The organism is Tsukamurella sp. 8F, from assembly GCF_029167375.1.
Lineage (GTDB): Bacteria > Actinomycetota > Actinomycetes > Mycobacteriales > Mycobacteriaceae > Tsukamurella.
On record NZ_JARFTP010000004.1, the window covers coordinates 1 to 11872 of the forward strand.

Consider the following 11872-nt stretch of genomic DNA (forward strand, 5'->3'; position numbering starts at 1 on the left):
CCCCCCCCCCCCCCCCCCCCCCCCCCCCCCCCCCGCCCGGGTCAGTTACCGGCGAGCTTCTTGTACATCTGGCCCACGATGGGCGCGATGATGGCCCTCGGGGTGTAGTTGCCTGCCGTGGACATCGCCTTGGACAGCAGGCCAGGCACCACGCGCATCTGGTTCTTCTCCAGCGCGTCGATGCTCACCCGGGCCGTGTATTCGGTGTTGACCCACAGGAACTCGGGTACGACCTTCTCCACGGTGGACCGCTCCTCTTCGGGAGGCAGCTCGGTGCGCACGGGTCCGGGAGCCAGCAATGTCACGTGGACGCCGAACTCCTTGACCTCGCCGCGCAGCGACTCGGAGAAGGTGTTCGCGAAGGCCTTCGATGCCGCGTAGGTGGCGTTGTTCGGGATCGGCATGTTGCCGGCGGCCGAGCCGGTCGTGAGGATGCCACCGCTGCCGCGCTTGACCATCTGCGGCAACACCGCGAGCGTCAGATCGTGCACCGCGGTCGCGTTCAGCTCGAGCTGCGCTCGCTCGTATTCGGGATCGAGATCGATGACCTTGCCGAACGTTGCGGTGCCGGCGTTGTTGCAGACGATGGAGATCTCACGCCCCGCGAATTCCTTGCACAGCTCGCCGCGCGCGACCGGGTCGGACAGGTCCACACCCCTGACCTCGACTTCGACACCGAACTCGGTGTGCAGCTTCGTGGCGAGCTCCTCCATGGGACCGGTCGTCCGGGCCACCAGGATCACGGAGTGTCCGCGGCGCGCGAGCTCGGTCGCCAGGGCGATGCCGATTCCGGACGAGCCGCCGGTCACGACTGCGCGAGCGGACTTGTTGGGTGCAGGTACTGGCATGGGTCCGAATCGTACCCAGCCGCTACAGCGCCGCTGCCAGCTCGGTGCCCTGGCGGATGGCGCGCTTGGCGTCGAGCTCGGCCGCGACGTCGGCGCCGCCGATCACGTGGGTCTGCACGCCCGCCGCCCGCAGCGCCTCGTCGAGACTGCGCTCGGACTCCTGGCCCGTGCACAGGATGACGGTCTCGACGTCCAGCACGCGGGGATCCTTGTGCTCTTCACCGAAGGTGATATGCAGACCATCATCGTCGATCCGCTCGTAGTTGACGCCGCGCAACTGCTCGACGCCCTTCATCTTCACGGACGCGCGGTGCACCCAGCCGGTGGTCTTGCCCAGGCCGATGCCCTGCGGCGTGGCCTTGCGCTGCAGCATGTAGACCGTCCGTGGTGACGGTGCCGGCTGCGGCTTGGTCACGAAACCGCGGGTGTGCGCGTCGCGGGTCACGCCCCACTCGGCGTTCCACTCGTCCAGGTGCAGGGTGGGTGACTTCTCGGTGGTGACGAACTCGGCCACGTCGAAGCCGATGCCACCCGCGCCGAGGATGGCGACGCTGTCGCCGATCGGCCTCTGGCCGCTGACGGCCTGCGCGTAGGTGATGACCTTCGGGTGGTCGACGCCCGGGATCGACGGCACGCGCGGCACGACGCCGGTGGCGATGACGACCTCGTCGAACTCTCGCAGATCGTCCACACCTGCTGTCCTCCCGAGGTGCACGGTGACGTTGTTGCGATCCAGCATCGTGGAGAAGTACCGGAGAGTCTCGTTGAACTCTTCCTTGCCGGGAATCTTTGCGGCATAGGTGAACTGGCCACCGATGCACTCACCGGCCTCGAACAGTTCGACGTGGTGCCCGCGCTCGGCAGCGCTCACCGCCGTCGAGAGCCCGGCGGGTCCGGCGCCCACCACGGCGACGCGCTTGGCCGACCGCGTGGGACCCAGGACGAGCGATGTCTCACGTCCCGCACGAGGATTGACGAGGCACGACACCTTCTTGTGAACGAACGCGTGGTCTAGGCAGGCCTGATTGCAGGCGATGCAGGTATTGATCTCGTCGACGCGCTCGTCGCGGGCCTTGTTGGCCCACTCGGGGTCGGCGAGCAGCGGGCGCGCGATCTGGACCAGCTGCGCGTCGCCGCGATCGAGCAGCTCCTCGGCGGTCTCCGGCATGTTGATCCGGTTGGCTGCACACACCGGAATGCTCACGGCGCGTGTGACGTCCGCGGTGAACGCGGCGAAAGCCGCGCGTGGCACCGAGGTGACGATGGTGGGCACGCGCGCCTCGTGCCACCCGATGTCGGTGTTGAGGATCGAGACGCCCGCCGCCTCGAGCTTCAGTGCCAGGGAGATGATCTCGTCGCGTGTCTGCCCCTCGTCGACGAAATCGGCCATGGAGAGCCGGAACACTACGATGAAGTCGTCGCCGCAGCGCTTCCGGATCTCCTTCACGATCTCGACGGGGAATCGGTGCCGGTTGTCCGCCGAGCCGCCCCATTTGTCGGTGCGCTTGTTGGTGCGCGGAGCGAGGAACTGGTTGATGAGATAGCCCTCGCCGCCCATCACCTCGACGCCGTCATAGCCGGCCCTCTGTGCTGTGCGTGCGGCGTTCCCGAAGTCCCGGATCGTCTTCCGGATCTCGAGGTCCGGCATCTTGCGCGGCTTGAAGGGGTTGATAGGCGCCTTGATCGAGCTTGCCGACGCGCTGAGCGGGTGGTACGCGTAGCGGCCCGCATGCAGCAGCTGCATCGCGATCTTGCCGCCCTCCGCGTGTACTGCGGACGTCACACGCCGATGCAGGAGGGCGTCGATCGGCGAGCTCATCTTGGCACCCGCGGGCAGCAGCCAACCGGTGATGTTCGGGGAGTACCCGCCCGTGATGATCAGTCCCACGCCGCCTTTGGCGCGCGCCCCGAAGTACGCCGCGAGCTTGTCGATGTCCCATGGCATGTCCTCGAGACCGGTGTGCATGGAACCCATGACGATCCGGTTGCGCAGGGTGGTGTGTCCGAGGTCGAGCGGTTCGAACAACAGCGGGTAACGTGTGGTCATCGCGAATCCTTAAGGCTGAGAGGGATTTCGGTTCAGGGCTGAGTGCACCTCGTCGAGCCATCCGACGAGTGCCTCCTCGATCACGATGCCGCCTCGCAGCACCAGTTGCTGCTGCAGCGCGGTGCCCGTCAGGGTGGACGGGTCCGGGTAATCGTTCTTCTCCATCGACCGGTAGAGGTCGACGCGTTCGGCGTGCGCCTCGCGGTGCCGGTGGATCTCGTCGGCCAGCGCGGGCAGGTCCTCCGGGCGTGCGCCGCGGATCTTGACGGCGAGTTCGTCTCTCAAGGTGGCCGGCTTTCCGGCTGTGGTGACCCACTCGGACAGGAAGGCGCGACCACCGTCGGTGACGGAGTAGACCTTGCGGTCCGGTTTGCCGTCTTGCGGCTCCTCGGTGAACATGACGAGCCCCTGGTCGGCCATGCGCGCCAGGGTGCGGTAGATCTGCTGGTGAGTGGCACGCCAGAAATGGCCGATCGAGCGGTCGAACCGCCGGGTGAGCTGGTACCCGGTGCCCGCACGCTCGTTCAGCGATACCAGGATCGCGTGCTCCAAAGCCATGCCTGACGGTAACCTCGACCGAGAAGATATGCAACTAGTTGCGTATGCCCGGCGTTCGGGGCTTCGTTGGTGGCGGGTACGCCGGCACGTTATGGGCGGCTATTATGACCGCGTTGCCTCCGTAGCTCAGTTGGATAGAGCAAGGGCCTTCTAATCCCTAGGTCGCAGGTTCGATTCCTGCCGGGGGCGCTCGCGCGAGCTCCTATCTCCGCAGGTAGGAGACTTATGATGGCCGATGAGATGCGCGACCCAGCACGCTCAGGCGACTGCGGGCCGGTCCCGTCTCAACCCGCCGGGCGGCGGCTGGGCGGTGGCCACGAGCGCTCAGCCAAGGCGAACGTATAGCGCTCGAGTCGCCGTTCGCGAATGTGCCGCGTCGCTGCGTCCGTCGCTGTCCGGCGCTGTCCGGATGGCAAGTGATACGTCCTGTGAGCGCGAGCTGTTTGGCGAGACGACGATGTTAGGCTCACCTTAGTAGATGATCGATGCAGGGGGTGGCCATGGGGTCTTCGCGGTTTCGGCGCGTGTCGGTCGCGGCAGCGGGTGCGCTCGCGTTAGCGCTGATCGTGTCAGGTTGCCGTTCTTCCGATTCCGACGACTCCGCGAGTTCGCAGACCACGGTTCGGTCTCCGCGTGGGGAGGTTGTGATGCCTGTCGAGCCGAGGGCGGCGTTGGGGATGTACCCGACCGATACGGATCTTCTTGTGACATTGGGGTTCAAGGTCGCTCGGAGCCTGCCGACCCGCGACGGTAAGGCTTTCCCGTCGTACTACCCACAGGCGGAGCTGACCGGGATCGAGACGTTCGCGAACTTCCCCGAGCATGCGTACGAGAAGATCGCCGCCGCGAAGCCCGATTTCATTCTCGACAGCCTCGGCTACGAGAACGGAACCCACAACAAGCTCGAAGGAATCGCCCCCACCTACACTTACAACGGCTTCGATGACACCCCGTGGCGGGAGCACTTCAAGACGGTCGCCGCAGCGTTGGGACGCACCGCCCAGTACAACGCATGGGTCGCCCGGTACGGCAAGCGGTTAGCCGAGGTGAAGGCGAAGGTCGGCAGCAAGGTCGAAGGAAAGACCATCGCACCGATCGTGTACAACAACGGAAAGTTTCTCAGTGCATGCCTGTCCTACGCGACGTGCTCGACCATGCGTGACCTCGGGGCCACGATTTACGCGGGCGCGTACGCGAACGGCGGCCACGGAGAGACTCTGAGCGCCGAACAACTGACGCGCCTTGGCCAGGTCGACCTCTTCATCGCCGCCTCGAACCCCGCTACGAATCTGCCCACCGTGTCCCAGGTTGCGAACGACCCGAGCTGGACGTCGTTGAAGGCGGTGACTAACGGGCAGGTGATGCCCGTTAGCCGTGAGCTGGCGTTCGGCTCGCCGAGCGGACAGCTGGAGCTTCTCAACGTCATCGAGAAGTGGCTGAGCGCCCACTGAGCTATGCGGTGAAGACATCGGCGAGTCCGTCATCGACCTCGCTGATGCGGCGATGATGGCCATAGAAGTGTTCTGACTTCGCCGGACCGTCACTTCGCGGCGCGGAGGACCTGCTCGACTTGTGCGAGCGTCTTTCGCAGCTCGGCGGCTGAGGTCTCGCGGAACACGGCGGCGTCGCCCGCTTCCGCGAGTACCGCCGTGTGCACGCGCTCGTCGTGGTACAGCGCGGCGAGGCGCTCCAGGTCCGTCCTGCGTGGATCGCCGGCGCGTGCGGCGAAGATATTGACGTACTGTGCGAGGTCCGGGCGGTCGGGATCGTCGGTGTAGATGGTGTCCTTGTCGGTCAATCCGAGCTTCACCGCGAAGGTGTCGTCGACGAAGCCGGCATCCACGCTGTCGAGCGAGGGGCCGATCTGCGTGGGGTCGAGCGTGGTGAGTTGCACCTTGGATCGCTCGCGGTCGACATCCGCGAGCGTCGACTGCCAGTTCCCCGCTCCGCCGCGGAATGTGACTAGGCCTGCCGCCTCCAGGCTCAACAGGGGACGGATCTGGTTGGCGGGATTGTTCGACAAGGCCACGTGGCCGCCACGTGGTATCTCGGCCGTGGCGTGCCAGCGTTTGGAGTAGAGCTTCAGCGGATAGATCTGCGTGGCGCCGACCGGTGTGAGCTGAGTCTTATTGTGCACGTTGTAGTTCGCCAGGTATCTGACGTGCTGGAACTGGTTCAGGTCGATCGTGCTTTCCGCCAGCGCCGGATTCGGTTGGTCGTAGTCGGCGAACGAGACCAGTCGCACATGGAAACCGTGCTCGGCGGCGACCTGCGTGAAGACCTTCCAGTGCGGTTGGCCGATATCGACCACGCCCAGCTTGATCTGGCCGTCGTCTGATCTTCGTGAACACGCGCTGAGTGTTGTCGCGGTGACGGTGAGGAGAACGAGGACGAGAACGGTGAGTGCGCGGAACTGTCGGGTCACGATGCCGAGGATGCTGTGAAGACTCCGATTCGGGAAGGCCTGCGCTCACCCTGATCGCGACGCGCAACCGAGATCTGTGGATTATGTTCTGTCTGAATGCAATCCGGATAGTAGGCAGTAGTACGTGGTCAGGGCCCCGGTGCGGTTGATGTCCTTTCTGCGGGTACGCTGCGTAACGGCTGACTGTCGGTAATGTCCCGATGCGTGAAGAGCAGACATCTCGTGTTTCCGGTACTACTGGCCGCGACCCTCACCGTCGCCGGCTGCGGTGGCGGGGCCGGCGATTCGAAGGACTCGAAGACGGTCACCATCGGCGTGACGAACGTGTCGGAGTCCTACTGGAAGGTCTACGAAGCTGCCGCGAAGAAGCATGGAATCACGGTCAAGCTCAAGGGTTTCACTGACTATCAGGCGCCCAACCAGGCACTCGCAAGCGGTGAGATCGACGTCAACGAGTATCAGCACTGGCAGTTTCTGGCGACCTACAACGTGAAGAATCACACCGATCTGGTTCCCGTCGGTTCGACTGCCGCCTATCCGCTGCCGCTGTACTCCAGCAAGCACAAGAAGGTCTCGGAGTTCCCGCAGGGTGGGACTGTCACGGTGCCCAACGACCCCGTCAACGAGGCGCGTGCACTGCTGGTTCTCGATAAAGCCGGCTTGGTCGAGCTCAAAGAGCGGAATCCGTTCGTCACCCCGGCGGACATTGTTGAAGGCTCGTCCAAGGTGAAGGTCAAGCCTGTGGATGCGAGCCAGACCGCGCAGACCCTGGACAGCGTCGACGGTGCCGTGATCAACAACGACTACGCGGTGAAGGCGAAGCTACCTGAGAGCTCGATCCTGGCGAAGGACGATCCGGCAGCGCCCGAGGCGGCGGCGTACCTCAACGGTTTCGTCGTCCGTAAGGCGGACAAGGACAATGCGGTGTACCTGCAGCTGGCCTCGATCTTCCACGAGCCGGAGGTCGAGACGGCGGTACGGAAGTCGGCGGGCGACCTTATCGTGTTCGCGAACAAGCCGGCCGCAGAGCTGCAGGCCACTACCACCCAGCTCGAAGCGCAGGTGCGTGAGCACGGCGCCGGGTAGCCGACCCGCCGTGACTGTGGGATCCGGTGGCGCGGCGGTCGAATTTCGCTCCGCCAGCAAGACTTTCAGCGGAAAGCACGCCACGCACGCGCTCCGGGACGTGACGTTCACGGTGCGGGAGGGATCCATTACCGGAGTGATCGGTCCCTCCGGTGCCGGGAAGTCCACTCTTCTGAGGACGGTTAATGGCTTGGAAAAACTGTCCACGGGTGAGGTATTCGTGCACGGCACCGAGGTGGGCACCTTGGGTGAGCGTCGGCTCAGCGTCCTGCGCGCGGATATCGGCATGATCTTCCAGCGCTTCAACCTGATGGCGGCGCGGACGGTCGCAGGCAACATCGAGTACCCGCTCAAGCTGGCGGGACGGTCCCGCGCCGAACGGAAGCAGCGGGTCGGCGAGCTCCTGGACTTCGTCGGCCTGACGGACAAGGCCGGGCAGTACCCGAGTCGGCTCTCAGGCGGACAGAGCCAGCGCGTAGGCATCGCCCGCGCGCTCGCCAGTCGCCCTCGTCTGCTTCTCGCCGACGAGGCGACCAGCGCGTTGGATCCCGGAACCACCGACGAGGTATTGGCGTTGCTGGCGCGCATCAACCGCGAGTTGGGCACCACGATTCTGGTGATCACTCACGAGATGGACGTCGTCCGCCGCATCTGCGATACCGTCGCGGTCCTGGACCACGGACGTCTCGTCGACTTCGGAGACGTCTACGAGGTCTTCGCCGCGCCGTCGTCCGACGCCACGCGTGGGCTCGTGGACGCCGCAGTCCACGACCGACCGTCGGGTGACGTGCTTGCGCGCCTCGCGCGGGCATACCCGGGCACCGTCGTCAGTATCGCCGTTCGCGACGATCCTTCCGCTCCCGACCCGGCCGAGGTGCTCGTCAGGCATGGATGCCGTCCGCGACTGATCTACGGCGGAGTATCCGAGGTGGGAGAGCGGCCGTTCGGTTCGGTCACATACTCCGTGAACGGGCCCGACGCCGCAGTCGCCGCTGCGCTGTCCGAGCTCGGCACCGCGGCGTACCGTCATGAACTTCGAGAACAGGTGCAGCCATGAGCTTCTCGGACGTCTTCGACCCCGATATCTGGCCGGTTTTCGTGCAGGCGATCATCGACACCATCCGGCTGGTCGCCGTGACCCTGGTGATCGGCGGTCTGCTCGGCCTCGTCTACGGCACCCTGTTGTACGCGACTCGCAAGGGCAACCTGCTGGAGAATCGCTTCGTCTTCGTAGCCCTGAACATCCTCGTGAACATAGTCCGCCCGATCCCGTTCATCATCTTCGTGTCGGCCATAGCCCCGCTGACGACCAAGGTCGTCGGCACTCGAATCGGCGTCGACGCAGCTGCTTTCGCGATGACCGTGATGGCGCTCTTCGTGATCGGGCGCGTGGTCGAGCAGAACCTGGTCTCGGTCGATCCGGGTGTCGTCGAGGCCGCGCGCGCCATGGGGGCAGGGCGGCTCCGCACTCTGGCGACGGTTGTCGTGCCCGAGGGGCTCGCGCCTCTCGTGCTCGGCTACACGTTCATGTTCGTCGGGATCGTCGACATGTCGGCGATTGTCGGCGCGGTGGGGGGCGGCGGTCTCGGCGATTTCGCGCTCCAGTACGGCTACCAGCAGTACAACTGGAAGCTGATGTGGGTCGTGATCGTCGTGTTGATCGTCATCGTCCAGGTGGCCCAGTGGTTCGGCAACTCACTCGCTCGCCGGCTGCTGCATCACTGATCCCCTTATCTCGCGCCACGCTTTCGACGTCGTGCAGTTTGCGCAACATCCGCGCGGTGTGCGGGTCGAAGCGCGTCTGCTCGGCCGCCGCGATCTCGTCCCGATACCACCAACGAATCGACCGATACTCGGCGGGATCGACCGTCAGATCGGTCTCGCGCGAGTGTCGGAGTACATACCAGAGACTGACGTCATTATGCACATCGCTCGACCCGACGGTGTCGGTGACGGTGAGGAACAGCGGGTGCCGGCCGACTTCCGGGTGAAACATCGCATCGATACCGAGTTCCTCATGACACTCACGGATCACGGTGTCGCCGGGGTGCTCACCCGGTTCCACGTGCCCACCGGACGGAAGCCAAAGGCGTGCCTTCACATGGTCGCCTAGGAGGACCGATCCGTCGTCCGGATCGACGACGAGGAAGTACGAGACGAGGTGTCGCATAGGCTCGACGGGCGAGCTGACTCGGCGGAACACGTCGGAAGTCTCCTCGAGCCACCCGAGTACGTCGCGACGGTGCTCGGCCTCTAGTGGATCCAGGGGGACGATCCGCCTCACTTCCTCGATGATCGTTGCATGCAGCGCTCGGTCGGTCGGCATGGTCGAGAGAGTAGGCGTGGGGTACGACATGTGACCGTAGTGAGACGGCGGGGCGAGTTCCCTACTACGAGGCACTCCGACGGATACTAGGGTCGGCTGCATGGCGCTGACCGTGGAGAGGTTCGATCACATCGTCCTGAACTGCCACGATGTCGGAGCGACCGCTGCGTGGTATGAGCGAGTGCTCGGAATGCGGGTCGAGCGGTTCGGTTCATCCCGACGTGTGGCCCTCGCATTCGGGAACCAGAAGATCAACCTCCGTCCCCTCGGTGCGCTCGAGCAGGATCCGGGCTGGAGCACCGGCGTGACCGAGGCGGCGGGATCAGAGGACCTGTGTTTCGTCACCACCGACACGCCCGATCAGGTGCGCGCGCACCTGCACGAATGCGGCGTCGAGATCACCAACGGGCCGGTTATGAAGATCGGCGCACTGGGGCCGATGACATCGCACTACTGCCGCGACATCGACGGCAACCTCATCGAGATCGCGGTATACCCGGCTGACCAGTAACCGGGCGCGGAGCGCTACCGCGCGCGCAGGCCGTCGATGAGGACGGCGAATTCGAGGCCCTCGGGATCCACGTCGGGGGCACAGACCACACGCGAGATGCCGACGAGGATCGCATCCGGCGTGAAGTCCGCGCGGAGCGTCCCCTCGGCCTGAGCGAGTGCGATCAGCCGAAGCAGCAGGCCGTTGCTTCGTGCTATCAGATCGGGAAGGCCCGGATCGCGGTGGTCGTCGTCGATGAGCGAATGGGTGAGGCCGAGCGGGAGAGCGACGCATCGGCGCAGAACCGCGACCAATCCGTCGAACGCGGTGATCTCCGCTTCGCCGATGCGGCCGAGTGCATCGGCGCTGGACACGTTCAGTGCCTGTAGCGATTCGGAGCCGATGTGCTCGATCAGCGCCCGCCGGTCGGGGAAGTGGCGATAGACCGCGCCCACGCTGAGACCGGCAGCATCCGCGATCTGCTGCATAGCCCCTCCGGTTCCGCAGCGGCGGAACACACCTACCGCCGCGCGAACGATCTGATCGCGGTTCCGGCGAGCATCGGCTCTCATCGATCCCTTCCGACTGTCCTTCGAGAGAACATGAATCTTGCGCTCATGTTATGCGGGAACTAACATGAACATCAAATTCATGTTAGGAGCTCGATGAGAATCAACTACGCGATCATGGACACTCCGAGTCTGCAGGCGATCGTTGAACAGGCACGGAAGGCCGCTGCCGCTGGTATCCACGGCGTATTCCTCGGGCAGGTGTCGGGATGGGACGCCCTGACCGCCGTCGCGGTGGTAGCGAACGCTGTGCCGGACATCGAGTTCGGGACTGCGGTCGTTCCAACGTTCCCCCGTCACCCCGTGGTTCTGGCCGGTCAAGCGCTGACTGCGCAGGCGGCCAGCGGAAACCGATTCACTCTCGGTGTGGGGCCGAGCCATCCGTCGTTGGTCGAGGACGTTCTGGGGCTGCACTATGACAGTCCTGTGGAACACACCCGCGAGTACTTGCAGATCCTCCGCCCTCTTCTGGGCGGGCAGCCGGTCGACTACCGCGGGCGGTGGTATTCGATCGACGCTGAGGTCGAGGTGCCGGGGGTGTGACCGCCGAACATTCTGCTGTCGGCGCTAGGTCCTCGGATGCTGCGCCTCGCCGGCGGACTCGCGGACGGGGCGGTCACCGCCTGGACTACCGCTGATGCGATCGGCGATCACGTGACGCCGACCGTGACGCGTGCTGCGGAGGACGCGGGTCGACCCCGCCCGCGCATCATGGCGGGTCTGATCGTCGCCGTTACAGACGACCCGGATGTGGTCCGGGCGGATGTGCGCGCTCGGCTCGGAGCCGCCGGCGACCTTCCCAGCTATCGCGCTCACCTGAGCCGGCAGGGGCTCGAATCGGTCGATCAGACGGTTCTCGCCGGAGACGAGCAACATGTCGCCTCGGGAATCCGTGCGTACGAGAAAGCGGGTGCTACAGACCTTCTCATCAGTATTGTGGGCGACATCGAACGAGCACAGTCGTTGATCGGCTCGGTTCTGTCCGACGCCGGGGAGTAATGCGCTGGCGGGGCGGCGTCGGCATCGCTACGGTCGGAGCATGGCCATGGTGAGGACGGTCCAGATCACATTCGACTGCTCGGTTCCCGAGCGGGTGGCCAGATTCTGGTGCGACGTGTTGGGTTACGAGATCCCGCCTCCTCCAACGGGGTTCGACTCGTGGGAAGCCTTCGATCGATCGCTGCCGAATGAGCGTCAGGGATCGGCCTTCGCCTGTGTCGACCCCGCGGGGGTCGGTCCGCGACTGTTCTTCCAGCGCGTGCCCGAGGGCAAGGTCGTCAAGAATCGTGTGCACCTAGACGTGCGGGTGGGAACCGGGTTGGTCGGCGACGAGCGCGTGACAGCCCTCGAAACCGAGTGTGCGCGCCTCGTCGCCCTTGGGGCCGAGCGAGTGGAGCTACTTCGCGCGGACGGTTTCGACGAGTCGTGTCTCGTCATGAGGGACGTCGAGGGCAACGAATTCTGCCTGGACTGATGAGCAAGTAGTTCATCGTTTACTGAATACAGAACTCGATGTACTGTGC

12 protein-coding genes, 1 tRNA gene and 1 pseudogene are annotated in these 11872 nt (G+C 65.0%); 8 read left to right on the plus strand and 6 right to left on the minus strand.

Annotated elements, in window-relative coordinates; genetic code table 11:
- Positions 1–41: 41 nt before the first annotated feature.
- From cmrA to P0W64_RS03865, 3 genes are read right to left on the minus strand one after another with little or no spacing between them, the layout of a single operon-like run.
- Positions 42–848 carry a mycolate reductase gene (gene cmrA, locus P0W64_RS03855; protein WP_275478751.1) on the minus strand — a complete coding sequence of 269 codons (807 nt, stop codon included), beginning with the start codon at positions 846–848 and terminating at the stop codon, positions 42–44.
- 22 nt (positions 849–870) lie between these two features.
- Positions 871–2895 carry an NADPH-dependent 2,4-dienoyl-CoA reductase gene (locus P0W64_RS03860; RefSeq protein WP_275478752.1) on the minus strand — a complete coding sequence of 675 codons (2025 nt, stop codon included), beginning with the start codon at positions 2893–2895 and terminating at the stop codon, positions 871–873.
- Between the two features lie 9 nt (positions 2896–2904).
- The gene (locus tag P0W64_RS03865; protein WP_275478753.1) at positions 2905–3453 is read right to left on the minus strand and encodes a PadR family transcriptional regulator; all 549 of its coding nucleotides are present in this window, start codon (positions 3451–3453) and stop codon (positions 2905–2907) included.
- A 115-nt stretch (positions 3454–3568) separates the two neighbouring features.
- On the opposite strand from P0W64_RS03865, the gene P0W64_RS03870 reads away from it, so the two are divergent.
- Together P0W64_RS03870 and P0W64_RS03875 are read left to right on the plus strand one after the other, a co-directional pair.
- Positions 3569–3642: transfer RNA gene (locus P0W64_RS03870), tRNA-Arg, on the plus strand.
- A 458-nt stretch (positions 3643–4100) separates the two neighbouring features.
- Entirely contained in the window at positions 4101–4904 is an 804-nt protein-coding gene (locus P0W64_RS03875; RefSeq protein ID WP_275478754.1) for an ABC transporter substrate-binding protein, read from the plus strand.
- 89 nt (positions 4905–4993) lie between these two features.
- Here the strand turns inward: P0W64_RS03875 and P0W64_RS03880 are convergent, their stop codons facing one another.
- The gene (locus P0W64_RS03880) at positions 4994–5878 is read right to left on the minus strand and encodes a MetQ/NlpA family ABC transporter substrate-binding protein (protein WP_275478755.1); all 885 of its coding nucleotides are present in this window, start codon (positions 5876–5878) and stop codon (positions 4994–4996) included.
- A 204-nt stretch (positions 5879–6082) separates the two neighbouring features.
- Between P0W64_RS03880 and P0W64_RS03885 the strand changes: the two genes are divergently transcribed.
- Genes P0W64_RS03885 through P0W64_RS03895 form a run of 3 tightly spaced genes read left to right on the plus strand, consistent with a single transcriptional unit; the run spans position 6083 to position 8689 of the window.
- Positions 6083–6964: a MetQ/NlpA family ABC transporter substrate-binding protein gene (locus P0W64_RS03885; protein WP_275478756.1), complete on the plus strand. Its 882-nt coding sequence runs from the start codon at positions 6083–6085 to the stop codon at positions 6962–6964.
- Positions 6965–6980: 16 nt separating this feature from the next.
- Positions 6981–8021, plus strand: coding sequence for a methionine ABC transporter ATP-binding protein (locus P0W64_RS03890; protein WP_343232836.1), 1041 nt, complete (start codon positions 6981–6983; stop codon positions 8019–8021).
- The gene (locus tag P0W64_RS03895) at positions 8018–8689 is read left to right on the plus strand and encodes a methionine ABC transporter permease (protein WP_275478758.1); all 672 of its coding nucleotides are present in this window, start codon (positions 8018–8020) and stop codon (positions 8687–8689) included. Before P0W64_RS03890 ends, P0W64_RS03895 begins: the two co-directional genes overlap by 4 nt.
- Here the strand turns inward: P0W64_RS03895 and P0W64_RS03900 are convergent.
- Positions 8628–9290, minus strand: coding sequence for an NUDIX domain-containing protein (locus P0W64_RS03900; RefSeq protein ID WP_275478759.1), 663 nt, complete (start codon positions 9288–9290; stop codon positions 8628–8630). The two genes, P0W64_RS03895 and P0W64_RS03900, sit on opposite strands and share 62 nt — an antisense overlap.
- 100 nt (positions 9291–9390) lie before the next feature.
- On the opposite strand from P0W64_RS03900, the gene P0W64_RS03905 reads away from it, so the two are divergent.
- Positions 9391–9801, plus strand: a complete 411-nt coding sequence (locus P0W64_RS03905) for a VOC family protein (RefSeq protein ID WP_275478760.1) — start codon at positions 9391–9393, stop codon at positions 9799–9801.
- Between the two features lie 14 nt (positions 9802–9815).
- On the opposite strand, the gene P0W64_RS03910 is transcribed toward P0W64_RS03905, so the two are convergent.
- A complete protein-coding gene (locus P0W64_RS03910) occupies positions 9816–10352 on the minus strand; it encodes a TetR/AcrR family transcriptional regulator (RefSeq protein ID WP_275478761.1) in 537 nt (178 codons plus the stop codon).
- 114 nt (positions 10353–10466) lie between these two features.
- Here P0W64_RS03910 and P0W64_RS03915 point away from each other — a divergent pair.
- Positions 10467–11348 (plus strand): annotated as a pseudogene (locus P0W64_RS03915) (TIGR03564 family F420-dependent LLM class oxidoreductase).
- Between the two features lie 40 nt (positions 11349–11388).
- Entirely contained in the window at positions 11389–11823 is a 435-nt protein-coding gene (locus P0W64_RS03920; protein WP_275478762.1) for a VOC family protein, read from the plus strand.
- Positions 11824–11872: the final 49 nt, after the last annotated feature.

Excerpts from the sequence above, each read along its gene's own strand:
- P0W64_RS03905 (WP_275478760.1), top strand. The coding sequence starts at position 9,391 with ATGGCGCTGACCGTGGAGAGGTTCGATCACATCGTCCTGAACTGCCAC.
- cmrA (WP_275478751.1), bottom strand. The coding sequence starts at position 848 with ATGCCAGTACCTGCACCCAACAAGTCCGCTCGCGCAGTCGTGACCGGC.
- P0W64_RS03895 (WP_275478758.1), top strand. The coding sequence starts at position 8,018 with ATGAGCTTCTCGGACGTCTTCGACCCCGATATCTGGCCGGTTTTCGTG.
- P0W64_RS03910 (WP_275478761.1), bottom strand. The coding sequence starts at position 10,352 with ATGAGAGCCGATGCTCGCCGGAACCGCGATCAGATCGTTCGCGCGGCG.
- P0W64_RS03875 (WP_275478754.1), top strand. The coding sequence starts at position 4,101 with ATGCCTGTCGAGCCGAGGGCGGCGTTGGGGATGTACCCGACCGATACG.
- P0W64_RS03865 (WP_275478753.1), bottom strand. The coding sequence starts at position 3,453 with ATGGCTTTGGAGCACGCGATCCTGGTATCGCTGAACGAGCGTGCGGGC.
- P0W64_RS03920 (WP_275478762.1), top strand. The coding sequence starts at position 11,389 with ATGGCCATGGTGAGGACGGTCCAGATCACATTCGACTGCTCGGTTCCC.
- P0W64_RS03900 (WP_275478759.1), bottom strand. The coding sequence starts at position 9,290 with ATGCCGACCGACCGAGCGCTGCATGCAACGATCATCGAGGAAGTGAGG.
- P0W64_RS03860 (WP_275478752.1), bottom strand. The coding sequence starts at position 2,895 with ATGACCACACGTTACCCGCTGTTGTTCGAACCGCTCGACCTCGGACAC.